Origin of the sequence: Microbacterium sp. Root553 (assembly GCF_001426995.1) — a bacterium.
Taxonomy (GTDB): Bacteria; Actinomycetota; Actinomycetes; order Actinomycetales; family Microbacteriaceae; genus Microbacterium.
The window spans coordinates 1,267,946-1,291,090 of the sequence record NZ_LMFY01000001.1 but is presented as its reverse complement, the minus strand read 5'-3'; the positions used below and the strand labels follow the sequence as shown (position 1 = coordinate 1,291,090).

The window sequence follows — 23,145 nt, the reverse complement described above, 5'->3', positions numbered from 1 at the left end:
ATTAGGGTGAGGACCATGCCGCACATCTTCGATGCCGACGTCGTCTCGGCGATCCTCCGCCACATGAACGGCGACCACCGCGACGACAACCTGCTCATCACCCGCGCCTTCACCGGGGCCGGCGAGGGCGAGATCACAGATGCCGTGATGACCGGTCTCGACGGCGACGGCGGCGTCTGGGAGGTCACCGACGCGGGTGCCGTCTCGGAACTCCGCATCGCCTGGCCGTCCGGGCCGATCACCGAACGCTCGGCCGTCCGCCGGGAGGTCGTCGCTCTGTACGACCTCGCGTGCGCGAAAGTCGGCGTCGAGCCGCGTCCGCACGCATGACGCGGTGAGATCGAGGGTTCCGCTGGAGGTTAGGCAACCCTTACACTGAGGTCATGTCCGAGATCCTCTCCTTCTCCGCCGCCCTCCGGGAACGCTCCTCCGGTTCGCACTCGCGCAGCGAGGGAGCGGGCTTCATGTCCGATCTGCTCAAGGGCGAGGGCTCCCGCGAGGACTACATCGCCCTCGTCGCCCAGCACTACTTCATCTACGAGGCGCTCGAGGGAGCGGGCGAGCGCATGTGCAAGGACCCCGTGGCATCCGTGTTCCTCAGCGACAAGCTGACCCGCCTGCCCGCGCTGGAGGCCGACCTCGGGTTCCTGCTCGGCGCCGACTGGCGAGACCTGATCGTCGCCCTGCCCACCACGCAGCGCTACGTCGAGCGCATCCGTCAGGTCGGCGCCACCTGGGCGGGCGGCTTCGTGGCCCACCATTACACCCGCTACCTCGGCGACCTGTCGGGCGGGGTCTTCATCGGCCGCGTCATGGCCCGCCACTTCGGCTTCGAGACCAACGGCATCGGGTTCTACCTCTTCGACGACATCGCAGATCCCGCCGCCTTCAAGGACGTCTACCGCGAGCAGCTCGACGCCGCCCCGTGGGACGACGCGGAGCGCGAGCGGGTGATCGACGAGGTCCTGCTCGCCTACCGCTTCAACACCGAGCTCTTCGAGGACCTCGACCGCGCGCGCGTCGCCGCCTGAGTCCTGACTCCCGCGCGCGCATCGCCGCCTGAGTCCTGACTCCCGCTCGTTGAGCGAGGGAGCGGACCGACCGAGACCCCGCCCGTTGAGCGAGGGAGCGGAGCGACCGAGACCCCGCCCGTTGAGCGAGGGAGCGGAGCGACCGAGACGAAACGCCTCAGCCCTTCCCGAGCTCGGGGGTGGATGCCGCGAGCCAGGCGTCGCGCATGAAACGACGCACGTCCTCGTCGACCCGGATGTCGCTCGGCCGCAGCGCCCGCGACAGGTAGAGGCCGTCGAGCGCGGTGAGCCGCGAGAGCGCCACGTAGGTCTGCCCCGGCGCGAACGCGCCCGACCCCAGGTCGATGATCGCGCGGTCGTAGGTCTTGCCCTGGGACTTGTGGATCGTCACCGCCCACGCCAGTCGCAGCGGGAACTGCGTGAACTCCGCGATCACGTCGCGCGACAGCTTCTTCGTGCTGGCCTCGTACGAGTAGCGGAAGCGCTCCCAGACGGCCGGCTCGACATCGACCTCGTCGCCGTCGATCTCGACGCGCACGGTCTCGCCGAGGATGCGCACCACGGTGCCGATCGTGCCGTTGACCCACCGCGGCGGCTCCCCCGACATCGACGTGTCGTTGCGCAGGAACATCACCTGGGCACCGATCTTGAGCTTCAGCTCGGATTCGGCGGGCAGGGACGCCTCGCCCCGCCCGAACTCGCCGTTCACCTCCGCCTTCGCGGTCTGCTCCTTGCCCGGCAAAGCGGCGAGGTGACGGCTGTTGATCGTGTTCACGATGTCGTTGCGGGTGGCGAGGGTGATCATCGGCACCTCCCCCGGCTCGGGGTCGGGGGGCGTGCGCGCACCCTGGGCGTTCAGCACTCCCGCGATCTCGGCGGTCACCCGGCCGTAGCGCACCGCGTTCAGCATCGCCTTGAATCCGTCATCCGACTGCCGGTGGATCTGCACCAGCTCGCGCACGTGCAGCTCGGCGCGCGTGTCGACGGCGAAGAGGCCGCCGTCGTCGTCCTGCGCGTCTCCCCCGCCCGATCCCGCCCAGACCTTGGCATCGAAGAACCAGAACGACCGGTAGTGGTCCTTCACGTAGCGCAGCTCGTCGCCCCGCGGCGGCACCGGCGCGAGCTGGTACGGGTCGCCGAACATGACGATCTGCACGCCGCCGAAGGGGATGCCGCGTTTGCCGCGGGCCTGCCTCAGCGAGCGGTCCATGGCATCCATCAGGTCGGCGTTGACCATCGAGATCTCGTCGATGACGAGGGTCTCGATCGCGTTGAGGATGCGGCGGGTGTTGTCGTTCTGCTCGATGTCGGAATCGCCGATCAGACCGATCGGCAGCCGGAACAGCGAATGGATCGTCTGTCCCTCGACGTTCAGGGCGGCGACGCCGGTGGGGGCGCAGATCGCGATCTGCTTCTTCGTGTTCCACGAGAAGTACTGCAGCAGTGTGGATTTGCCGGTGCCCGCACGGCCGGTGATGAAGACGTGCTCGCCGGTGTCCTCGATCAGTCGGAACAGCTCTTGCTGCTCTTCGGACAGGGCGGGAAGCGACACGGTTCTCTCACACGGGAAGACGACGGGAAACGCGCACGACGGCGCGCTCTCCATGCTACGGGGGGTCGCGGCGCGGCATCCGTCTGACACAGCCGATCGGCCCGTCACACAGCGACGCGGCGCACGGCTCCATCCCAGGGCGTCCTCCTAGACTGACGCCATGCAGCAGGTCGAGACGAAGGCGCCCCGGCGTTCCCGTCTTGCCGCCGATCTCGCGCTCCTCGCGGTGATCGGCCTCGTCCTCGTCGCCGCCCTCGGCGCCGGCGGGGCCACGCTGTACCGCCAGTTCTACGGTCCCTCCGCGTTCGTCGTGCGCTACCTCGACCTCCTCTCGGAGGGACGAGCCGCCGACGCCCTCCGCGTGCCCGGTGTCGCGATCGACCGCGAGACCCTGCAGAACGCGGGCATCGGCGCGACCGCCTCCGAGGCGCTGCTGCGGCACTCCGCTCTCGCGCCGCTGACCGACGTCGAGGTCGTCTCCGAAGAGCCCGACGGCGACGCGACCGCCGTGACCGTCTCGTACCGCGCGGCCGATCATGAGGGCACCACGACGTTCACGGTCGCGCAGGACGGATGGGCCGGGGTGACCCCGAACTGGCGCTTCACGACGAGCCCCCTCGCCGTGGTCGATCTCACGCTGCGCGGCGCCGATCAGTTCGCGGTGAACGGCTTCGAGATGGACCGCCGTCAGGTGTCTCCCGCGGGCGCGGACGCCGCGCCGCTCGACCCCCTGCCGCTGCTGGTGTTCACCCCCGGGCTGTACGCCGTGACCGTCGACACCGCGATCGCGAAGTCCGACGGCGTCGGCGTCCTCGCAGACAGCCCGCTCGCGACGACCCCCCTCGACCTGCAGACCGACCCGACCGACGAGTTCGTCTCGGTCGTGCAGCAGCGGGTCGAGGAGTTCCTCACCGGCTGCACGGCGCAGGAGGTGCTGCAGCCCACGGCCTGCCCGTTCGGACTCGAGGTCTCGAACCGCATCGCGTCGCTGCCGACGTGGTCGATCGCCGATCAGCCGCAGGTGACCGTGGTGCCGGACGGCGGCCACTGGAAGATCCCGCCGACGGATGCCGTCGCACACGTCGAGGTCAAGATCCGCTCGCTCTTCGACGGCTCGATCCAGGAGGTGTCGGAGGACGTCCCCTTCCAGGTGGACGGCTCGATCACCATCCTCCCCGACGGCTCGGCGTCGATCCGCATCGGCTCCCCCGGCGAGGACGAGCCCGAGGGCTGACACCGCGCCGGCGCGGCGGGTCGGCGCGTCGGGCCGTATCAGCGCGTCGGGCGCTCGGCCTCGCGGCGGTCGCGCTCGGCGAGGGCGGCGAGCTTCGCGTTGTACTCCTCGAGCTCGGCCTCGCCCGTGCGGTCGGCGTGCCGATCCTGGCGCTTCTGCAGTTTGCTGTCGCTGCGGCTCCACTGGATCGCGACCGTGATCGCGAGGATCAGCGTCGGGATCTCCCCGATCGACCAGGCGATGCCGCCGCCGATGTACTGATCCTCCATCGGCGAGGGACCCCAGGTGCGCCCCATCGAGCCGAACCAGTCCGCGACCATCAGCCCCTCCTGCATCATGATCGCGACGCCGAAGAACGCGTGCATGGCCATGATCGCGATGAGCGTGATGAGCCGCCCGGGGTAGGGCAGCCGGTAGGGGACGGGGTCTGCGCCGACCAGGCTCATCACGAACAGGTAGCCGGAGATCAGGAAGTGCGCGACCATCCACTCGTGACCGAGGTGCTCGTACATCGACCAGCGCACCAGATCGGTGAAGTAGAAGGCCCACAGCGACAGGATGAAGATGCCCGCCGCGACGAACGGATGCGTGACCACCCGCGAGAACGGGGAATGCACCGCCCACATGATCCACTCGCGCCCGCCGCGCGTGCCGTCGTCGCGCTTGTGGATCGCGCGGAGCGCCAGGGTGATCGGCGCGCCCGACACCAGCAGCAGAGGGATCGCCATCGACAGCATCATGTGCCCGAGCATGTGCACGCTGAACAGGTACTCCTGGTAGGCGTTGATCGGCCCGCCCGTCACCCAGAGCAGCAGCAGCATCCCCAGCACCCAGAACACCGTGCGATGGATCGGCCAGCGGTCGCCGCGGCGACGCAGCCGACGCACACCCGCCAGGTAGAGGAACAGCCCGAAGCCGACGGCGACCAGCCAGAGCACGTCGATGTCCCAGGCGGTGAACCAGCGGTCGATCGTGAACTCGGGCGGCAGCGGCGAGCGCGTGAGATTCTCGGCGGGAGTCTGCACGAAGGCCTGCTCCTCGCCGGTCGGCGGGGGTGTGCGCGCGAGGGCGGCGGCCGCCCCCGAGGCGAGGCCCATCAGCGTGATCTCGCCCAGCACCAGCATCCAGAACCAGCGCGTCGCGTTCTCGCCGTCGAGGCGGGGGATCAGACGGATGCGGTACCAGGCGCCGAACAGGCCCATGGCTGTCAGCAGCACGACCTTGATGAGCAGGATCGTGCCGTACGGCGTCCACAGCTGCGAGATGTCTCCGAGCGCGACGAACGAGCGGGCCACCCCCGAGACCGCGACGACCACGAAGGCCGCGATCGCGAGGCTCGAGTAGCGACGGACCAGGTCGGCGGTGCGGATGCCCGAGCGATCGCGCAGGATCACGACGAGCAGCAGGCCGCCGAGCCAGACCGCCGCGCCGATCGTGTGGAGCAGGATCGAGTTCACCGCGATGTTGTGGCCCGCGAGATCACCCGAGTGTCCCTGGGTCGCCAGGGGCAGGAAGGATGCGGCGGCGAGCAGGGCCGTGATGAGCGTGGGGGTCCAGGTGCGCCAGGCGAAGGCCAGCACCGTGATGACCGATCCCATGATCGTCGTGATCAGCCAGGACTGGCCCAGGGGCAGCTCGAGCAGGAACCGGCCGAGCTGCTCGCCGAACTCGCGCTCGGCGCTGAGCTGCGGGTTGAACGCGGCCATGAAGGTGAAGAATCCACCGATGCCGGCGGAGACCGTGAAGACGGCCGCCCCGGCAGACGCGATGTTGAGGGCGGTGTCGAACGACTTCTCCTCGCTGCGCAGCGCGAACAGCGCGAGCACGAGGGATCCGAGCATCGCCGCCGACGCGATGTTCATGACCAGCTTGGCGATCGGAGTCGCCCAGCGCACGAACGGACCAGGGTCCTGCAGCAGCAGCGGTGCGGCTCCGCCGCCGATCACGAGTGCGGCGACGACGGCGACCAGACCGCCCGCGAGCAGCAGGCCGACGCCCGCCGCGCGATACGCGGAGCGGGTCGGGGTCTGCGCGACGCGGGCACTCACACGTCAAGCCTAAGCCGCGCCGTCGTCGCGGGAGCACGAAGGCCGCCCCCGACGGATCGGGAGCGGCCTTCGAACAGGAGCAGTCTTACTTGACGGCAGCCTTGAGCTTGGAACCAGCGGTCACCTTGACGCGGTGGCCGGCCGGGATCTTGATCTCGGCACCGGTCTGCGGGTTGCGGCCCGTGCGAGCCGCGGTCGCGACCTGCTCGAACGAGATCCAGCCCGGGATCGAGACCTTGCTGCCCTTGGCAACAGCGTCGGAGACCGAGGAGAACAGCGCGTCGAGGACACCCGAGACGGTGGCCTGGCTCTGGCCGGTGGCGGAAGCGATGCTCGCGACGAGCTCGGTCTTGGTGATGGACTTGTCAGCCATGTCATCCTCCAGCGACGAGTGTTCCGTCGCATCGTTGTGTGTATCGGGGCGGATGCCCCTGGTCGAGTGACCGCCTTGAATGTATCAACGACCACCCACATTTCCGCGTCATTTCGCGGGTTTTGAGGTTTTGGGCGGCGTGTCGTGGTGCAGAAGTGACGAATGTGACTCGTGAGACGTCGATTCCGCTCTCCGCGTGCCTCGCCGCGTCCCCTCGCCGCGTGCTCTCGCCGCGTCGGGCAGAGAACTCCCCGACGGCCTCCCCGCCGGGCGGAGAACTCGGCGTGAGGCGGAACAACAGCGCGACAGCGTCCTCCCGACGGCGAGAAGTCCGCCACACGCGGAGAACTCTCCGACGGCTTGGAGAACTCCCCGACGGGCGGAGAACTCCCCTACGGGCGGAGTGCTCGGGCCAGGAGGTCAGCCCACTGTGGAGAAGTCCGCCCGAGACGGTGCCCCTCACGCCGCGAGATGACGCCGCTGCGCGACAGCGGCGAGAATCAGGCTCTGCACCTCAGGCCATCCGTGCATCAGCTGCTCGTAGCCGATGCGGATCACGTGATACCCCCGGAGCATCAGTTCGGCGTCGTGGGCGATATCGCTCGATCGCTGCGGCCCGACGTGGTGTCCGCCGTCGATCTGGATGACGAGTCTCTCACCGATGAGAAAGTCCACCCGGTGGCCGAGTATCCACACCTGCGGGACGATCGGCACGTCCAGCCATCCGAGCCTCGTCCGGAAGATCGTCTCGGTGCCGGCATCCGCGAACGGCGTCGCCTCGCTCAGCATCCGACGCGCCTGCGGTGTCAACGACGCCTCCGCAAGCACATCCGGGTCCACGACGTGCTGCCGCAGCGCCGACTCCCAGGTCGCGAGCGCGTCTTCGTGCGACTGGCATCGCGACACCAGGATCAGCGCGTTCTCGAGCGAGTCCTCGAGCAGATCCGGGTCTCGCGGAAAGGTCGGCCGACTCCAATGGACGACTCCTCGCGCCGAGTTCGCGTGCCCCGAGTTCGCCGGAGCGGCGACGTGGACCGCGGATGCCGACGTCACCCAGAGCCCTTTCCGAGCGCAGAGGGTGACGCAGCTGATCACCACGCCTCGCCTGGCTGCGGCGACCAGCATCGGATCCGCACCGCGAACCGCCACCCACCCCCGGCAGACCGAGAACACGCGGCCCTCGCGGACCGCGCGTCGCAGTGCGTGCTCGGTCACCCCGTCTCTCCGCAGGGTCCGAACGCGGGCGACCCCTCCTCTTCCGCCGAGTGCCGCTTCCACATCCATCCGTCGATGATGCCGTTCAGGCAGCATCCGCCCGGTCGTGCATCTCAGCATCTGTGGAGGACATCGCGGTCGCCCTCCTCGTGCAGGAGCTCTCGTGGACATAGCCCCGCCCCGACCGGCGGAGAACTCCCCGACCGGCGGAGAGCTCGAGCTAGGAAGTCCGCCCACCGGGGAGAAGTCCGCCCAATGACGAGGGGCGACCACCCCGGCGGAGAACTCCCCGACCGGCGGAGAGCTCGAGCCAGGGAGTCCGCCCACCGGGGAGAAGTCCGCCCGATGACGCATCGGGGACAGCCCGGCGGAAACCGACGCCCGGGGCGGACGATCCCATAGCGTCAGGGGGCGGCAGGCGTCCCGGAGAGGGCGCCGTCGTCGCGGCGGGCTGTCGCCGCTGCTCGACGCTTGGCCCGGCGGGTGCGCGTCTCCTTCGAGAGCGGATACCGGGCATCGAGACGGGGTTCCAGGACGATGCGGCGCAGCGCCGTGAGGATCGCGTACCCGCCCACCCAGTACGAGAGGAAGAGCACGAGCCCGTATGAGAACGTGAAGCTGAGCAGTGTGCAGACGATCCCCACCCCGACGTACAGCCACGTCCAGGCGTGCGCGATCCGGTCACGCGACGCCTGCTGCTCGTCCGCGCGCTGCTGCAGCGAGTCGACGCGACTGCTGAGCATCTCGTCGTCGATCTCGGCGAAGAGGTCTCGCACGGGCACCTGCAGTGCATCCGCGACCAGCGACAGCGTCTCGAGACTCGCGTCCTGCCCGGCCTCCAGCCGCTGCACCGTTCTGAGCCCGACGCCGCTCTCGTTCGCGAGTCGTTCCTGTGTCCATCCCTGCGCCTGGCGCAGTGCGGTGATCCGTGTCGTGTTCATGTTCTCCATGCTCCTCAGCGCCCGCGATCGGCCGCCACGCCACCGGGCCGCCAGTCGGCCGCCACCTGGCCGCCATCCGCCCGCCATCACCCTGCCGCAGCCGTGATCGTCCCACCCACCGCATCCAGGCGTGTCAGATCACCTTCGCACGGCGACGGCGCTGCTTGCCCGTCCGGCGACGGAGCTGCCCGCCCGTCCGGCGGCGAACTCCCCGTCTGGCGGATGACTTCGGGCCGACGGATCCGCCGACCGGGGAGAAGTCCGCCCATCAGCGCGACAGTCGACCGACCGGGACAGCCGACCCAGCGCGACAGTCGCCCGGCCGGGGGGACGGCGAAAGGGGCGAGGATCCGAAGATCCTCGCCCCTCTCGGCTCGTCTGCTGAGACTTACCAGCTCGACTTGGTGACACCGGGCAGCTCGCCACGGTGTGCCATGTCACGGAAGCGGACACGCGAGATGCCGAACTTCGTGAGGACACCGCGGGGGCGGCCGTCGATGACGTCGCGCGAACGCACGCGAGCCGGCGACGCGTTGCGCGGCAGCTTCTGCAGTCCGACGCGTGCGGCCTCGCGGGCCTCGTCGGTGGCGTTCGGGTCGACCAGGGTCTTCTTCAGCTCGGCGCGACGCTCTGCGTAACGCTCGACGATGACCTTGCGCTGCTCGTTGCGAGCGATCTTGCTCTTCTTAGCCATTGATCAACGCTCCTCTCGGAATTCGACGTGCTGACGGATGACCGGGTCGTACTTCTTCAGCACGAGGCGGTCGGGGGTGTTGCGGCGGTTCTTCTTCGTCACGTACGTGTACCCCGTACCTGCCGTCGAGCGCAGCTTGATGATCGGACGTACGTCCTGAGCCTTCTTGGCCATTAGAGCTTCACACCCTTCGCCTGGAGGTCCTTGACCACGTTCTCGATGCCGCGGACGTCGATCACCTTAATGCCCTTGGCGGACACGTTGAGGGTGATCTTACGACCGAGCGAAGCGACGAAATAGGTCTTCTTCTGCACGTTCGGGTCGAAGCGACGCTTCGTCCGGCGGTGCGAGTGCGAGACGTTGTGACCGAAGCCGGGAACAGCTCCTGTCACCTGGCACACTGCTGCCATGATGTGACTCCTTCTATACCGTGAGGCCGGACGGCCCCACCCAAGATCCCTTGTCTGCGCGCCACCCCGCATCGCCCGCCCTGAGACACACTCAGGGATCGGAACAGAGGGGGGGAGCACACGAACTACGCACAGGAGTGTGCGCAGACAAAGAACGATTCTAGCACGGCGGATGCTCAGAGCCGGACGGCCTCGAGCAGCAGCGCCGACCCCGGTGCCAGCAGCGGCAGCGGCACGCCCACGGTCTCGAGGAACGCACCGGTGGCCTCGATCCCGGCGTCGAGCCACGCGGGGTCCGCGACCTGGTGCCGAGTGACCGCCCCGAGGTCCTCGCGCACCCGAAGCCGATACCGCTTCCCCGCCTGCAGGCCCGGGATGCGCGTGCGCGGCGTGAACCCGTCGACCGACGTGCCCAGCCGCACCCAGGCGAACACCCCGCGCGAACCGTCGGGGGCGACGACCCCGTGCAGAAGGGTCTCGTCGTCGACCTCGTCGCTGCGCACCGTGATGCCCGAGTGCAGCAGCGGTCGCAGCTCGCGGTAGAGCGCCGTCCAGCGGGTGAGCGCCGCACGCTCGTCCTGCGTGCACCGGGTGATGTCCCACTCGATGCCGGCGTGACCGAACAGCGCGGTCGTCATGCGGAACGGCAGCGATGCGGCACGATGCGTCGTCTCGGCGATCGCGGGTCCGACATGCGAGCCCACCACCTCGGGCGGCACGAGGGTTCCCGTCCAGCGCTGGATGCGCTGACGTTCGACGGGGTCGTTCGAGTCGGAGGCCCACACCCGCTGCGTGCGCTGCAGGACACCGAGATCGACGCGGGCACCTCCGCTCGCGCACGACTCGATCTCGAGCGCCGGATGCCGCTCGCGCAGCGCATCGAGCAGCGCGTAGAACGCCGTCGTCTGGGCGTGCACCGAGGCGCGTCCGGTGTGCGGGGAGACCGCGGCGTGCAGGTCGCGGTTGTGGTCCCACTTGATGAAGTCGACACCGATCTCCGCCACGAGCGCGCTCAGGCGCTCGAGCAGGTGGGCGGCGGCATCCGGGTTCGCGAGGTCGAGCACCTTCTGGTGCCGCCAGGTGGGCGAGTCGGGCGAGGCCTGCAGGACCCAGTCCGGATGCCGCGCAGCGAGCTCCGAGACCGGATTGACCATCTCGGGCTCGAACCAGAGCCCGAACTGCATCCCGAGTCCGTGCACGTGATCGGCGAGGGGACTGAGGCCGTCGGGCCACTTGGCGTCATCGATGTACCAGTCGCCCAACCCGGAGCGATCGTCCGGCCTGCCGCGGAACCAGCCGTCGTCGAGCACGAATCGCTCGACGCCGACGGATGCGGCGGCCTCGGCGAGAGCCGTGATCTTCGCCGGGTCGTGGTCGAAGTAGACCGCCTCCCAGGTGTTGAGCACGAGGGGGCGCGGCGTCTCGGGGTGCCCGGGCAGCGCCCGAGCGGTCCGATGCAGGCGCGCGGACACCGAGTCGAGGCCCGCCTCTCCGTAGGTGAGGAACACGCGCGGCGAGACGTAGGTCTCACCGGCAGCGAGCCGGATCTCGCCCGGCAGCAGCAGCTCTCCGCCGCCGAGTACCGCGCCATGCACGCCCGCACCCTCGGGGAGCCTCTCGACCCCCACTTCGAGGTCGCCGCTCCACGCGACGTGGGCTGCCCACAGCTCGCCACGGCGGAAGCCGAACCCGTCGGTGCCGAGCACGGTGAGGTAGGGAGCGTCGTGACCGCCGCGTCCGCGACGCACCTGACGCAGGTGCGCGCCATGACGCAGGGCCCCTCGCTGCGGGTGCCGCTCGCCGGTCCAGCGGCCGGTGTGGTCGAGCACCTCGGTCGCGTGGGCGGGGATCGGCAGCAGGATGCGGGCGGCGAGCAGGTCGAGCGGGGCGGCGTCGCGGTCGGCCGTGCTGGTGACCGTCACCTGCGCGGTGAGCACTCCGGCGGCGTCGAGGTCGAGGTCGAGGACCACGGAGGCGGCGGCCCCGGCATCCGCGAAGCGTCCGCGCAGCGAGGACGACGTGGACTCCCACTCCCCCGCGCGCAGGAGCGGGGCGCTGTGCAGGCCGTCCCGGTGCCAGGCGAGCGCGGGGGCGCCGGACCAGCCGTCGGCCTCGACGGGCAGCAGCGGGAGCGTGCGCGGCGCGTCGAAGGAGCTGAAGGTCACCGACCCGGTCGAGGTCTCCGCGAGCACGTCGAGGTCGGCGGGATGCAGCGCCGCGCCCCAGTGCAGCAGGCGCGCGGTGGCGGTGTCGACGACCACGCTCACGCCGGCCGAGGTCAGGTGGACGAGTGCGCTCATTGCCGCTCCAGACGAAGAAAGGGAGGCCCGCCCGTGAGCATACGGGCGGGCCTCCGTGGGGTGTTACTCCGTGACGGGGATCGACGCCGCCTTGAGCGCGTCGACGGTCGCCGTCTGACCCTTCTCGATCGCATCGAGCAGCGTGCCGCTGCCCGAGACCGCGGCCTTGAAACCGTCGGAGACGTCGGAGTAGGTCTGGGTCATGGTCGGACCCCAGGCGAAGTCCGGCGACACCTGGGTCGCGGCGTCGGCGAAGACGTCGTAGATCTTCTGTCCGCCGTAGAAGTCGACGCCGTCGGCGAAGACCGGCAGCGTCAGCCCGTCGGTGGTGGCCGGGTAGAGGTTCGCGGCCTCGGCGAGCGCGGTCAGAGCCTCATCCGAGGTGTTGAGCCACAGCGCGAACTTCGTCGCCTCGTACACGTGCTCGCTGCCCTTGAGGACGGCGGTCGACGATCCGCCCCAGTTGCCTGCGGCGGTGCCGCCGGCCTGCCACTGCGGCAGCGGTGCGACAGACCAGTTGCCTGCCGTGTCGGGTGCACCGCTGGAGATGGAGTTGGCGCCCCAGACGGCGGAGTTCCAGGTCCAGACCTGTCCGGAGTTGTAGGCGTTGTTCCACTCGTCCGTCCACGCGGGCACGGTGGCCACGAGGTCGTCGTCGAGCATGCCCTGCCAGAACTCGGCGACCGTCGTGGTGGCGTCATCGGCCAGCGAGACCGTCCACCCCTTGTCGTCGCTCGAGAACCACTGCGCGCCGTCCTGCCAGGCGAAGCCGGCGAACTGGTTGATGTCGGACTGCGAGAAGTTCGTGATGTAGCCGCCCAGGTCGCGGATCTTCACGGCGGCTTCGCGGTACTCGTCCCACGTGGTCGGGATCGCGATGCCGTTCTGCTCGAACAGGTCGGCACGGTAGAACAGCGCCATGGGACCGGTGTCCTGCGGGATGCCGTAGACGCTGTCGGTGCCGAGCGTGACCTGACCCCAGGCCCAGTCGACGAACTGGTCCTCGGCGGCGACGACGTCCTCGCACGCGCTGAGGTCCTCGACGCCGTCCTGCACGAGGAAGTTCGGCAGGGCGTCGTACTCGATCTGGCCGAGATCGGGGGCGTCGCCCGCCTTGATCTGGTTGAAGAAGTTCTGGTACGTGCCGCCGTTGCCGTTCGGCCCGGTCTGCACATCGACCTGGATCTCGGGGTTGGCGTCGTTCCAGATCTTCACGACGTCTTCGATGCCGGGGATCCAGGAGGTGAACTCCAGCGTGACGTCGCCGTCCGCCGGGGTGCAGGCGACGGCCGCGTCGCCTCCGGTGCTGTCTCCGCCGCCGGCGGAGCAGCCTGCGAGCGCGAACGCCGAGATGGCGATGACGGCCGCTGCCTTCTTCTTCGAATGCTGCATTTCGATCCCTTTCGTGGATGCGATGTGTGGTGATGCGGTGTTGCGAGGGTGGTGCGGTGGTGAGGGTGGTGCGGTGGTGCGGGTCGCCCGGGAGTGGCCGGACGACCGCCTGCTCACTTCAGGGCGCCGGCGCCCAGTCCGTTGCGCCAGAAGCGCTGGAGCAGGAGGAAGGTCACGATCAGCGGGATGACCGACAGCAGAGCGCCGATCAGGACGAGACCGCGGAGTTCTGGCAGCTGGTTCAGCTGGTTGTTCCAGTTGTAGAGACCGAAGACGACCGGGAAGAGGTCCTCGGACCGGAGCATGATCATCGGCAGGAAGAAGTTGTTCCAGATGGCCACGAACTGGAAGAGGAACATCGTCACCAGCGCGGGGGTCATCAGACGGACGCTGACGGTGAAGAACGTGCGGATCTCGCCCGCGCCGTCGAGCCGGCTCGCCTCGAGCAGCTCGTCGGGCACCGAGGAGGCGGCGAAGATCCGTGCCAGGTACACGCCGAACGGACTGACGATCGAGGGGAGGAAGACCGACCAGAAGGTGTTGGTGAGCTGCGCCTGGCTGAAGAGGAGGAACAGCGGCAGCGCGAGCGCGGTCGCCGGCACGAGGACGCCGCCGAGGACGATGTCGAACAGCAGGTCGCGACCGGGGAAGCGGTACTTCGCCAGGGCGTAGCCGGCCATCGCGGCGAGCAGTGTGGCGATCGCGCCGCCGAGGGCCGCGTAGAGCACCGAGTTCATCAGCCAGCGCAGGTAGACGCCGTCGCGGTAGGCGAAGAGCTCCGCGATGTTGTCGAACAGGTGGAAGTCGGCGAACCACAGCGGTGCGGTGGTGAGGATGTCGCCGGTCTCCTTGCTCGATGCGACGAGCAGCCACCACAGCGGCAGCAGGAAGTAGACCGTGAAGACGGCCATGATCAGCATGGCGCCGGTGCGCGAGATGCCCGATTCCCGAGCGGACCGCGGTCGCGAGCCGCTGCCGCGCGACGAGCGGGAGGGGGCGACGATCGACATGGTGCTCATGCGTTCTGCTCCTTGCGCTGCATGTACTTCATGAACCCGAACGACAGCAGGAACGTCGTCACGGCGAGCACGACCGAGAACGCGGCCGCCAGGTTGGTGTTGGGGATGGATGCCGTCGCGTAGACGGTCATGTTCGGCGTGAACGTGCTCGTCACGGCCGAGCTGAACGACCGGAAGACCTGCGGCTCGGCGAGCAGCTGCAGAGTGCCGATGATCGAGAAGATCGCCGTCATCACGATCGCGGGGCGCACCAGCGGGATCTTGATCGACCAGGCGATGCGCCACTGGCTGGCGCCGTCCAGGCGCGCGGCCTCGTACAGCTCCTGCGGGATCGACAGCAGCGCCGAGTAGATGATCAGCATGTTGTAGCCGACGTAGACCCAGGTGACCACGTTCGCGATCGACCACAGCACGAGGTCGGCGCCGAGGAAGTCGATGTTCTTGGTGATGGCGGTGAACGGCGACAGGTTGGGCGAGAACAGGGAGCCCCACATGATCGCGGCGATCACGCCGGGCACCGCGTACGGCACGAAGAACGCGAGACGGAAGAAGCGCTTGCCGCGCACGAGCGGCGAGTCCAGCAGCAGGGCGAACAGCAGCGCGAGCCCGAGCATGACCGGCACCTGCACGACGCCGAACATGAGCATCCGGCCCATCGAGCTCCAGAACGCCTCGTTCTGGAAGACGAGCGCGTACTGGGCGAATCCGCCGAACACCTGCTCGGCCTTGCCGAACGTCCCCTCGCGCTTCACGACGAGCAGCGACTGCCAGAAGGCGTACGCGATGGGCACGACGTAGAAGAGGACGAAAAGGACGCCGAAGGGCACGATCAGGAACGCGATGGCGCCCTTGTGCGGGATCCGTCGGCGGCGGCCCGGCGCCTGAGGCGCCGAGGCGACCGCCGGAGCGGTGAGCGTGGTGGTCATACATCCTCCTTGATGATGCGGACGGCCCCGGCGGGCACGAAGCCCGTCGCAGGGGCGTCGGTGACGAGGTCGTGGCCGGTGGCGGAGATCTCGGCTCCGGAGTCGCCGTGGTTGATGACGAACAGGAAGCTCCCCGCATCACCCGAGCGTCGGACGATCTCGACGTCGCGGTTCGCGCCGGGATGCGCGACGACGCCCGCGGTGTCGGCGAGGCGGGCGACGAGGTCGCGGTAGGCGATGCGGTCGGGCTGCGTGGCGACGAACCACGCCTCGCCGTCGCCGGCGGTGCGGCGGGTCAGGGCGGGGCCGCCGGCCGACGGCCCGTCGGCGAACGAGGCCACGACCTCGGCATCCGTCGCCCGCAGCCTCTCGGACCACACCGAGCCGCTCGTGCCGTCGGTGAGGAACACGGTCTCGTCGGGGCGCAGCGGGGCGAACTCCTCCGAGCGGATGCCGAGCAGGTCGCGGAACGCGCCGGGGTAGCCGCCGGTGCGCACGCGGTCCTGCTCGTCGACGATGCCGCTGAAGAACGTGATGAGCGCGGTGGCGCCGTTCTCGACCGCGCGGGTGAGGGCGGCCGCATCCGCGTCGCTGAGCAGGTGCAGGGCGGGGACGATCAGCAGACGGTACCCGTCGAGGGAGCCGCCGGGGCGTACGACGTCGGTGGTGACGCCGGCATCCGCCAGCGCCGCGTGCGCGGCGTGCACCTGACCGAGGTAGGTGAGCCCCTCGCTCGGTCGCCCCTCGTTCTCGCTGGCCCACCAGCTCTCCCAGGAGAAGAGCAGTGCGGCGTCGGCGGTGACCCGAGTGCCCGCGACCTCGCCGAGACGCTCGAGCAGGCCGCCGAGCGCGACGGCCTCGCGCCACTGGTCGGAGTCCTCGCCCGCGTGCGGCACGAGCGCGGTGTGGTACTTCTCGGCGCCCTGGGTCGAGGCGCGCCACTGGAAGAAGCAGATGCCGTCGGCACCGCGCGCAACGTGCGCGGCGACATTGCGCTGCAGCTCGCCGGGGGCCTTGGCGAAGTTGTAGGGCTGCCAGTTCACGGCGCCGGTGGAGGTCTCCATCAGCAGCCACGGAGCACCCTGGGCGAGCCCGCGGGTGAGGTCGGCGGCGAACGAGAGCTCGCCGCGCGGGTCGTCGAGGCGACGGTCGAGATAGTGGTCGTTGGCGATCAGATCCATCTCGCCCGCCCACGTCCAGTAGTCGAGATTGCGGATGTGAGCGGTGACCATGAAGTTCGTCGTGACCGGCACGTCGCTGCGCTCGCGCAGGATGGCGGCCTCGGCGCGGTAGAGCGCGAGCTGCTCGTCGGAGCTGAAGCGCTGGAAGTCGAGGATCTGACCGGGGTTGCGCAGCGACAGCGCCTGCGCGGGTACGCGCACGTCGTCGAAGTCGCTGTACCGCTGGCTCCAGAACGTCGTCCCCCACGCCCGGTTGAGCGCGTCGATGTCGTCGTAGCGGTCGCGCAGCCATCCGCGGAACGCCTCGGCGCTCGTGTCGCAGTAGCAGAGCGCGTTGTGGCAGCCCAGCTCGTTCGACACGTGCCAGAGCGACACGGCGGGGTGGTCGCCGTAGCGCTCGACCACCCGGGTGACGACCTCGGCGGCGTAGGCGCGGAAGACAGGTGAGCTCGGGCAGTAGCCCTGACGTCCGCCCTGCTGGAAGACCGTGCCGTCTTCGCCGACCGGAAGGATCTCCGGATGCCGGGCGGTGACCCACGGTGCGGGCGACGCCGTGCCGGTGCCGAGGTTGATGCGGATGCCGCCCTCGTGCAGGAGGCCGATGATCTCATCGAGCGCCTCGAAGTCCCACACGCCCTCGGCCGGGTTGATCGACGACCAGCCGAAGATGTTGATCGCCACCAGTCCGACGCCGGCCTGCTGCATGAGCCGCACGTCGTCGGGCCACACGCTGCGATCCCACTGCTCGGGGTTGTAGTCGCATCCGAAGACGAGGCCGCTCGCTGCGGAGAGGGAGGCGATGCGGTCGGACACTGCGGCGGCCATGCGGTGACGCTCCTTTGCGGTTCATGTGTGCACGTGCACAGTAGACGCGGCGAAAGAAGCGGGTCAGATTTCTGTGAACGTGCACACATCGTCGCATGGCGAGACGAATCGCGTCAAGTCGGGGTCGCTAGGCTGTCGATCATGAGTACTTCCGCGCGCCGCCGCAGCACTGTGCACGACGTGGCGCGCGTGGCCGGGGTGTCGCGGGGAACCGTGAGTCGCGTGATCAACGGCGGCTACGTCTCGGACTCCGCCCGCAACGCGATCGAAGAGGCGATCCGCGAGGTCGGCTACGTGCCGAACACGGCCGCCCAGAGCCTCGTCCGCCAGCGCACGCAGGCCATCGCCTTCATCGTGCACGAGCCGCACGCGCTGTTCCTGGAAGACCCCAACATCGGCGCGATCATGCTCGGCACGAACGAGACGCTGTCCGAGGCCGACTACCAGATGGTGTGCCTGGTCGTGGACTCGGTGCGCGACACCGAGCGCGTCGCGCGGTATCTCAACGGCGGCTTCGTCGACGGGGCCGTCATCGTCTCCGCCCGCGCGCAGGACCCGATCACCAAGGCCGTCATGCGCCTCGACCTTCCGGTGGCCTACGTCGGACACCCACCCGATGTGGATGCCGCCTGGGTCGGCGTCGACAACCGCGGCGCCGCCCGGGCCGTCACCTCACGACTGCTCGAGACCGGACGCACGCGGGTCGCGATGATCGCCGCCGCCCTCGACCGCGACTCGGGCACCGATCGTCTCGCCGGCTTCACCGACGCGCTGGGCGCGCGCTTCGATCCGTTCCTCGTCGAGGAGGTGCCGCTGTACTCCTATGCCGACGGCGCGGCCGCGATGGCCAGGCTGCTCGAGCGGGCGCCCGACATCGACGGCGTGTTCGCGGCGTCGGATGCGGTCGCCGCCGGCGCCATGGGCGCCCTGCGCGACGCCGGGCGACGGGTGCCGGAGGACGTGGGCGTGATCGGCTTCGACAACAGCTCGTGGGCGACGCGCACCACCCCGCAGCTCTCGACGGTCGACCAGCCGGCCGAGGGGCTCGGCGCGGCTGCGGCGGCATCCGTCCTCGCGCAGCTGCGCGACGATCAGCGACCGCGCGAGGGCATCCTGCTGCCGACGCCCGTGGTGTGGAGGGACTCGGCCTGAGCGCCCCTCCCCCAGCGGAACGGCGAGACCGTCGGATCGCCGGCGATCCAGAAGCGCCAGGGGAACGCCTCAGTCCCCGCGACCCCCGCGACGCCGACGCGCGGCCCGGTCGCGACGTCGGTGATCGGCTCGTCGCGCAGCCACAGCTCGGCACGCGCACCCTCGAACTCCGCACCGGTGATCGCGTCGATGCCGTCGTGGATCGGATGCCGCAGCCCCACCGCCTGGCCGAATCGACCGGGTCCGCGCGCGAGGTCGCGCAGTGCCGTCTTCGAGAGCGGCGTCGCCACGCGGCGGCGCACCGCGACGGCATCCGCCCCGTCGACGACCTCGCCCGCGCGCATCAGGATTCCGCCCGCCTGCCCCTCGGGCCCGCACACGACGTTCACGCACGAGTGGATGCCGTGGCTCAGGTAGACGTACAGGTGGCCTGGCTCCCCCCACATCGTGGCGTTGCGTGCGGTGCGGCCCATGCGCGCGTGCGATCCGGGATCGGCCTGCGGGCCGGTGCCCTGCCCGTGGTACGCCTCCACCTCCGTCAGTCGCACACGCACCTCCGCGCCGGCGACGAGTGTGCGCAGCTCCCCGCCGAGCAGCCGCGGGGCGACCTCGACGGCCAGCCCGCTCAGCTCGGCGCGGGTGGCTCGATGCAGGGCATCCGAGGACATGAGGATCAGAACTGGGGAGCGGTCTGGCACCACGAGGCGTCGAAGCCGGTGAGGGGCACGATCTCGTCTCCGGTGCGCAGATCGAGCAGGTGCGTCTCGAGCTTCTGCGGCAGCGGCAGCAGCATCTGGTCGTAGGGGTTGTCGGTCAGATCCGGGGCGATCACGACGGCGGCGTACTGCCCGCTGGGCGAGGCGCAGGCCTGGAGGATCGAGTCCGACGAGTCGACCTCGGCGAGCTTGGTGGCCGTGCCGTCGTCGTCCACGCGCACCACCGCCTGGCCGTTGGGGATCCCGTTCTCGTCGCGCGCGACCACGTGGCGCAGCGTGCCGCCGGGGAACGGCGTGATCGTGGTCGCCGTTCCGTAGTCCGGGTCGGACGGCTCGAGCGGCACCTCCGTGCCGTCGGCGAGGTTCAGCTCGACGACCGTTCCGTCGAGTCGTTCGACGATGGCCGTGTAGGTGCCTCGGGAGATGCCCTGAATCGTCGTCGCGAGTCCGAGCGACTGCACCCCCGCGTCGGTCGACCGGTCGACCAGCGACAGAGCCCCGTCGAAGTCGATGAACAGCACCGCGGCACTGTCCGGCACGAACTGCCAGACGAAGACGTTCGCCTCCTTGTCGCCGACCTCGGTCACCACGGGTTCGTCGTCGCCGCTGAGCGACTGAGTGACGAGCACGCTCGCGCGCCCCTCGGTGTCGGTGAGCTTCTTGTCGGAGTAGCTGTACCCCACGTAGCCGCCGCGGTCGGAGACCTGGATCGCCCCGACGTTGCCGACGCCGGGCAGATCGAGCTCACGTGAGTTCTTGCCGTCGCGGTCCATGACGAGGAGCTTCGAGCCGTCCTCTTCCTCGACCGAGACGACGAGCTGCGTCGAGGTCGCACGGAAATCGTTGATCTTGTCGGCGGTGAACACCTTGACGCCCTCGCCGGCGAGATCGGTGCGGAAGATCGAGTCGTCTCCGTCGAAGTCACGTTGCAGCAGGAACAGCGCGGATGCCGGTGTCGAGAAGCTGGTGGTCAGCGTCGACGAGGGTCCGCCGCCCGCCCCCACGGCGTCGGCGACGCTCACGGTGTAGTCGGTGTCGTCGTCGAGCGGCACGGTGAAGCGGATGCCGATGCCCCGGCCCGCCGCATCGAGGGTGAACGGCACCGCGGGTTCGACCGTCACCTGGGATTCGTCGATCGCCGCGAGCGACTGGTTGGCCGTGAGGATGACGCGACTGCCCGACGACTCGATCGCCTCTTTCGGATTCACCTGCACCTCGGTGATGCGCGGCCCCTGCGTCAGGCTGACGAACCCGAGCGTGCCGCCGACGAGGACGAGGACACCCAGCACCGCGGCGAGGGCGAACAGGAATCGTCGGTCGCGCGGAGCGGCCGGGCTCGGCTGCGCCACTCCGGGGGCCGACACGCCAGATGTCGGACCCGTCTGCGGCCTACGTCCGACATGTGGCGTGTCGGCCCCCGATACCGGAAGGGTGTCGGGTGCGGAAACGGCGGTGGGAGGGGAGGCGGCGGGAAGGGAGGTGGCGGGAGGGGAGGCGGCGGCGGGCGTCTCGGCCTCGGCGGCAGGCACCCCGACCTTGACAGCAGACGTCCCGGCCCCAGGCGCCCCGGCCTCGGCGGCAGGCGTCCCGGCCTTGGCGACAGACGCCTCGGCGGCGGGCGTCCCGGCCTCGGCGGCGGGGGCCGACACGCCAGATGTCGGACCCGTCTGCGGCCTACGTCCGACATGTGGCGTGTCGGCCCCCGAAATGGGGAGGGTCGCGTCGTCCGCTGCCGCCGCCGCCGCCGCCGCAGCAGCCGCGGCGGCGGCTGCTGCGGCCTCAGCCTCGCGGGCGGCCCGCATCTCGGCCCTCGTGCGCGGCACGTCGGGAACGTCAGGAACGGCGGGCGCGTCGGGTCGCTGGTCGTCAGTACTCATACGGATCCTGCGGTTCGTCGATCGCCGTCACCGTGGCCGGTTCGACGTGCAGCGAGCCATCGACGTCGGCCTTCACCGTGCCCTCGACCTGCACCCACTGACCGGTGGAGTACTCGCCCGCATCGATCGTCACGGGCAGCGTCGCGGGCTGCGCGTCGATCACACAGTGCGTGATGACCAGGCGGGTGAGGTTGACGCCGTCGGCATCCGTCGGCGTGACGAAGCCCGTGAGGGTGACGGTCTTGCCGTCGTATGCCGCGGTGTTGGTGGCCGTCGCGAACACGCTCGCCCAATCGCCCACACCGAACGTGGAGGTGTCGGCCACGCCGAGGGCCACGTCGTCCGCACCCGCGAACAGTGCCGTCTGCTCTCCGACCCGCGACATCGCGAGCTCGACCGACAGAGACGCGGGAGGCAGCACGAGCGCGGCGATCACGACGCCGGACGCGACCACCCCGCCGGTCACCGTGCCGGCCAGCCCGAGGGTGCGGCGGGGCGCGGAGGCGGCATCCGGGTGCTCCGATGAATCCGCGGCCGCGTGGCCGTGATCATGCCCGTGATCGCCCTCCTCGCCGAGCGGCAGTGCGAACGACCAGATCGCGCCGGCGATGGTCACGACGGCAGCGGCGCACGCGAACCAGATCGACTCGGGGCTGATGTAGAGATTCAGTCGACCGGTGAGCCCGAGCCCGAGCGTCACGACGGCGACGAGCGTGGCCAGGCCGATGCCCAGCCAGCGGCTGCCGAGTGCCCGGCGTCGGTCGGCGCGGTCGTGGGTGCGTTCGTGCGTGCGGTCAGACAAAGACGTTCACCCCGATCCCGATCGCGAAGGCGGCGAACACGACGACGCCGACGATGCCGACGAGCGTGCGGGTGGTGAAGGTGGTGCGCATCAGCGCGAGCATCTTCACGTCGACGAGGGGGCCGACGAGCAGGAACGCCACCAGGGCACCCGACGAGAAGGTCGAGGCGAAGGAGAGCGCGAAGAAGGCGTCGACGTTCGAGCAGATGGCGACCGTCATAGCGAGGGCCATCATCGCGAGGATCGACAGCACCGGGTTCGAGCCGATGGCCAGCAGCACGTCGCGCGGGATCAGCACCTGCACGGCTCCGGCGAGTGCCGATCCGATGATGAGCGCGGGCATCACGGCGCGCAGTTCGACGAGGAACTGCGTGAGGCTGCGGCGAACGGGCGTGCCGTGCTCGTGGGTGACGCGGTCGCACGTGTCGACGAATCGCTGGGTGAGCATGGCGTTCGGGTCGGGGTGACGGCTGTAGATCCAGCCGATGAGGTTGGCGATCAGGTAGCCGCCGATCAGACGGGCCACCAGGATGCCGTCGTCGAAGCCGAACGCCGCGTGCGTGGTGAGGATGACGATCGGGTTCACGATCGGCGCGGCGATGAGGAAGGTCATGGCCTCGGCCGGCGCGAGTCCGCGCATCATGAGCCCGCGCGCGAACGGCACGTTGCCGCATTCGCACACCGGGATGAGCATGCCCAGCAGCGACAGCACCGCACGACGGGCCCAGGCGCGCTTCGGCAGCCAGCGGTGGATGACGTCGGCGGGCAGCCACACCTGCACCACGATCGAGAGCAGCACGCCGAGGACCACGAACGGCAGCGCCTCGATCAGCACGCTCATCGCGAGCGTCAGGCCGTCCTGGGCCCTGGCGGGAAGGCTGGCGGTGAACAGGTCGGGCAGGAACCGGTCGATGAGGAACAGCGCGACCACCAGGGCCGCACCGAGTGCGACGCCGACCCACGGCGAGCGCGGCGACCGAGAGAGTCGTTGCGGGTGCGGGGTGTGGGTGGCGGTCGGGGCGCTCACGCGGTCGCTACCTCTTCGGCGTCGCGCTTGTTGGTGCAGGAGGCGCACAGGCCGAAGATGTCGACGACGTGCGCGGCATCCGTGAACCCGTGCAGTGCCGCGGTGCGATGCGCCCACTGCTCGACGTCGGTCGCCTCGATCTCGACGGTGAGCCCGCAGTTGCGGCAGATCAGATGGTGGTGGTGGCCCTGCGTGGTGCAGGCGCGATACAGCGCCTCGCCCTCGGGGCTCTGCAGCGAGTCGGCGTCGCCGGCAGCCGCGAGTCCGGCGAGCGCACGATAGACCGTCGCGAGGCCGATGCCGGTGTTCTCGTCGCGCAGCCCGGCGTGCAGATTCTGCGCGCTGACGAAGCCGCGCGCATCGGCGAGAGCTTCGCGCACGCGCTCGCGCTGCCAGGTGTTCCGCTGAGCCATACCCACGATTCTAGGCG

General features: G+C 69.7%; 22 protein-coding genes. 4 read left to right on the top strand and 18 right to left on the bottom strand.

The window, feature by feature from the left end:
- The first annotated feature begins 15 nt into the window (after positions 1 to 15).
- Both ASD43_RS05975 and ASD43_RS05970 read left to right on the top strand, forming a co-directional pair.
- The gene (locus ASD43_RS05975) at positions 16 to 330 is read left to right on the top strand and encodes a DUF2470 domain-containing protein (protein WP_056414810.1); all 315 of its coding nucleotides are present in this window, start codon (positions 16 to 18) and stop codon (positions 328 to 330) included.
- A 53-nt stretch (positions 331 to 383) separates the two neighbouring features.
- Positions 384 to 1,031: a biliverdin-producing heme oxygenase gene (locus ASD43_RS05970; protein WP_056414805.1), complete on the top strand. Its 648-nt coding sequence runs from the start codon at positions 384 to 386 to the stop codon at positions 1,029 to 1,031.
- A gap of 157 nt (positions 1,032 to 1,188) precedes the next feature.
- Here the strand turns inward: ASD43_RS05970 and ASD43_RS05965 are convergent, their stop codons facing one another.
- A complete protein-coding gene (locus ASD43_RS05965; RefSeq protein WP_056419221.1) occupies positions 1,189 to 2,583 on the bottom strand; it encodes an ATP-dependent DNA helicase in 1,395 nt (464 codons plus the stop codon).
- Positions 2,584 to 2,743: 160 nt separating this feature from the next.
- Here ASD43_RS05965 and ASD43_RS05960 point away from each other — a divergent pair, with 160 nt between their 5' ends.
- Complete coding sequence (locus ASD43_RS05960; protein ID WP_056414802.1) at positions 2,744 to 3,817, top strand: hypothetical protein; 1,074 nt, start codon at positions 2,744 to 2,746, stop codon at positions 3,815 to 3,817.
- Positions 3,818 to 3,855: 38 nt separating this feature from the next.
- Here ASD43_RS05960 and ASD43_RS05955 read toward each other — a convergent pair whose 3' ends face one another.
- The 12 genes from ASD43_RS05955 to ASD43_RS05900 form a co-directional block, all read right to left on the bottom strand.
- Positions 3,856 to 5,865 carry a cytochrome c oxidase assembly protein gene (locus tag ASD43_RS05955; RefSeq protein WP_082539281.1) on the bottom strand — a complete coding sequence of 670 codons (2,010 nt, stop codon included), beginning with the start codon at positions 5,863 to 5,865 and terminating at the stop codon, positions 3,856 to 3,858.
- Positions 5,866 to 5,950: 85 nt separating this feature from the next.
- Entirely contained in the window at positions 5,951 to 6,238 is a 288-nt protein-coding gene (locus ASD43_RS05950) for an HU family DNA-binding protein (RefSeq protein ID WP_042541574.1), read from the bottom strand.
- A gap of 459 nt (positions 6,239 to 6,697) precedes the next feature.
- Positions 6,698 to 7,453, bottom strand: a complete 756-nt coding sequence (locus ASD43_RS05945) for an endonuclease domain-containing protein (RefSeq protein WP_235564043.1) — start codon at positions 7,451 to 7,453, stop codon at positions 6,698 to 6,700.
- A 404-nt stretch (positions 7,454 to 7,857) separates the two neighbouring features.
- Entirely contained in the window at positions 7,858 to 8,394 is a 537-nt protein-coding gene (locus tag ASD43_RS05940) for a helix-turn-helix domain-containing protein (RefSeq protein WP_082539440.1), read from the bottom strand.
- A gap of 388 nt (positions 8,395 to 8,782) precedes the next feature.
- The gene (gene rpsN, locus ASD43_RS05935) at positions 8,783 to 9,088 is read right to left on the bottom strand and encodes a 30S ribosomal protein S14 (RefSeq protein ID WP_017829734.1); all 306 of its coding nucleotides are present in this window, start codon (positions 9,086 to 9,088) and stop codon (positions 8,783 to 8,785) included.
- 3 nt (positions 9,089 to 9,091) lie between these two features.
- A complete protein-coding gene (rpmG, locus tag ASD43_RS05930; RefSeq protein ID WP_017203558.1) occupies positions 9,092 to 9,262 on the bottom strand; it encodes a 50S ribosomal protein L33 in 171 nt (56 codons plus the stop codon).
- The gene (gene rpmB / locus ASD43_RS05925) at positions 9,262 to 9,498 is read right to left on the bottom strand and encodes a 50S ribosomal protein L28 (protein WP_042540533.1); all 237 of its coding nucleotides are present in this window, start codon (positions 9,496 to 9,498) and stop codon (positions 9,262 to 9,264) included. Before rpmB ends, rpmG begins: the two co-directional genes overlap by 1 nt.
- A 176-nt stretch (positions 9,499 to 9,674) precedes the next feature.
- Complete coding sequence (locus ASD43_RS05920; protein ID WP_056414796.1) at positions 9,675 to 11,798, bottom strand: alpha-galactosidase; 2,124 nt, start codon at positions 11,796 to 11,798, stop codon at positions 9,675 to 9,677.
- Between the two features lie 63 nt (positions 11,799 to 11,861).
- A complete protein-coding gene (locus ASD43_RS05915; protein WP_056414792.1) occupies positions 11,862 to 13,190 on the bottom strand; it encodes an ABC transporter substrate-binding protein in 1,329 nt (442 codons plus the stop codon).
- 113 nt (positions 13,191 to 13,303) lie between these two features.
- Positions 13,304 to 14,209 carry a carbohydrate ABC transporter permease gene (locus tag ASD43_RS05910; RefSeq protein WP_188042273.1) on the bottom strand — a complete coding sequence of 302 codons (906 nt, stop codon included), beginning with the start codon at positions 14,207 to 14,209 and terminating at the stop codon, positions 13,304 to 13,306.
- Complete coding sequence (locus tag ASD43_RS05905; protein WP_056414789.1) at positions 14,206 to 15,135, bottom strand: carbohydrate ABC transporter permease; 930 nt, start codon at positions 15,133 to 15,135, stop codon at positions 14,206 to 14,208. The genes ASD43_RS05910 and ASD43_RS05905 overlap by 4 nt, the downstream gene beginning before the upstream one ends.
- Positions 15,132 to 17,141: a beta-galactosidase gene (locus ASD43_RS05900; protein WP_056414786.1), complete on the bottom strand. Its 2,010-nt coding sequence runs from the start codon at positions 17,139 to 17,141 to the stop codon at positions 15,132 to 15,134. The genes ASD43_RS05905 and ASD43_RS05900 overlap by 4 nt, the downstream gene beginning before the upstream one ends.
- A 141-nt stretch (positions 17,142 to 17,282) precedes the next feature.
- Here ASD43_RS05900 and ASD43_RS05895 point away from each other — a divergent pair, with 141 nt between their 5' ends.
- Positions 17,283 to 18,293, top strand: coding sequence for a LacI family DNA-binding transcriptional regulator (locus ASD43_RS05895; protein ID WP_056414784.1), 1,011 nt, complete (start codon positions 17,283 to 17,285; stop codon positions 18,291 to 18,293).
- Here the strand turns inward: ASD43_RS05895 and ASD43_RS05890 are convergent.
- Genes ASD43_RS05890 through ASD43_RS05870 form a run of 5 tightly spaced genes read right to left on the bottom strand, consistent with a single transcriptional unit; the run spans position 18,233 to position 23,128 of the window.
- Positions 18,233 to 18,961, bottom strand: coding sequence for a DNA-3-methyladenine glycosylase (locus ASD43_RS05890; RefSeq protein ID WP_056414781.1), 729 nt, complete (start codon positions 18,959 to 18,961; stop codon positions 18,233 to 18,235). The genes ASD43_RS05895 and ASD43_RS05890 overlap by 61 nt on opposite strands.
- A 5-nt stretch (positions 18,962 to 18,966) precedes the next feature.
- Positions 18,967 to 20,886, bottom strand: coding sequence for a hypothetical protein (locus ASD43_RS05885; RefSeq protein WP_200946571.1), 1,920 nt, complete (start codon positions 20,884 to 20,886; stop codon positions 18,967 to 18,969).
- Positions 20,876 to 21,688: a TIGR03943 family putative permease subunit gene (locus ASD43_RS05880; RefSeq protein ID WP_082539278.1), complete on the bottom strand. Its 813-nt coding sequence runs from the start codon at positions 21,686 to 21,688 to the stop codon at positions 20,876 to 20,878. Before ASD43_RS05880 ends, ASD43_RS05885 begins: the two co-directional genes overlap by 11 nt.
- A complete protein-coding gene (locus ASD43_RS05875) occupies positions 21,681 to 22,715 on the bottom strand; it encodes a permease (RefSeq protein ID WP_157550846.1) in 1,035 nt (344 codons plus the stop codon). Before ASD43_RS05875 ends, ASD43_RS05880 begins: the two co-directional genes overlap by 8 nt.
- Positions 22,712 to 23,128, bottom strand: a complete 417-nt coding sequence (locus ASD43_RS05870) for a Fur family transcriptional regulator (RefSeq protein WP_056414776.1) — start codon at positions 23,126 to 23,128, stop codon at positions 22,712 to 22,714. The genes ASD43_RS05875 and ASD43_RS05870 overlap by 4 nt, the downstream gene beginning before the upstream one ends.
- Positions 23,129 to 23,145: the final 17 nt, after the last annotated feature.

Coding starts and splice junctions, on each gene's coding strand:
- ASD43_RS05975 (WP_056414810.1), top strand. CDS start 16: ATGCCGCACATCTTCGATGCCGACGTCGTCTCGGCGATCCTCCGCCAC.
- ASD43_RS05970 (WP_056414805.1), top strand. CDS start 384: ATGTCCGAGATCCTCTCCTTCTCCGCCGCCCTCCGGGAACGCTCCTCC.
- ASD43_RS05960 (WP_056414802.1), top strand. CDS start 2,744: ATGCAGCAGGTCGAGACGAAGGCGCCCCGGCGTTCCCGTCTTGCCGCC.
- ASD43_RS05950 (WP_042541574.1), bottom strand. CDS start 6,238: ATGGCTGACAAGTCCATCACCAAGACCGAGCTCGTCGCGAGCATCGCT.
- ASD43_RS05940 (WP_082539440.1), bottom strand. CDS start 8,394: ATGAACACGACACGGATCACCGCACTGCGCCAGGCGCAGGGATGGACA.
- rpsN (WP_017829734.1), bottom strand. CDS start 9,088: ATGGCTAAGAAGAGCAAGATCGCTCGCAACGAGCAGCGCAAGGTCATC.
- rpmG (WP_017203558.1), bottom strand. CDS start 9,262: ATGGCCAAGAAGGCTCAGGACGTACGTCCGATCATCAAGCTGCGCTCG.
- rpmB (WP_042540533.1), bottom strand. CDS start 9,498: ATGGCAGCAGTGTGCCAGGTGACAGGAGCTGTTCCCGGCTTCGGTCAC.
- ASD43_RS05920 (WP_056414796.1), bottom strand. CDS start 11,798: ATGAGCGCACTCGTCCACCTGACCTCGGCCGGCGTGAGCGTGGTCGTC.
- ASD43_RS05915 (WP_056414792.1), bottom strand. CDS start 13,190: ATGCAGCATTCGAAGAAGAAGGCAGCGGCCGTCATCGCCATCTCGGCG.
- ASD43_RS05910 (WP_188042273.1), bottom strand. CDS start 14,209: ATGAGCACCATGTCGATCGTCGCCCCCTCCCGCTCGTCGCGCGGCAGC.
- ASD43_RS05905 (WP_056414789.1), bottom strand. CDS start 15,135: ATGACCACCACGCTCACCGCTCCGGCGGTCGCCTCGGCGCCTCAGGCG.
- ASD43_RS05900 (WP_056414786.1), bottom strand. CDS start 17,141: ATGGCCGCCGCAGTGTCCGACCGCATCGCCTCCCTCTCCGCAGCGAGC.
- ASD43_RS05895 (WP_056414784.1), top strand. CDS start 17,283: ATGAGTACTTCCGCGCGCCGCCGCAGCACTGTGCACGACGTGGCGCGC.
- ASD43_RS05890 (WP_056414781.1), bottom strand. CDS start 18,961: ATGTCCTCGGATGCCCTGCATCGAGCCACCCGCGCCGAGCTGAGCGGG.
- ASD43_RS05885 (WP_200946571.1), bottom strand. CDS start 20,886: ATGAGTACTGACGACCAGCGACCCGACGCGCCCGCCGTTCCTGACGTT.
- ASD43_RS05870 (WP_056414776.1), bottom strand. CDS start 23,128: ATGGCTCAGCGGAACACCTGGCAGCGCGAGCGCGTGCGCGAAGCTCTC.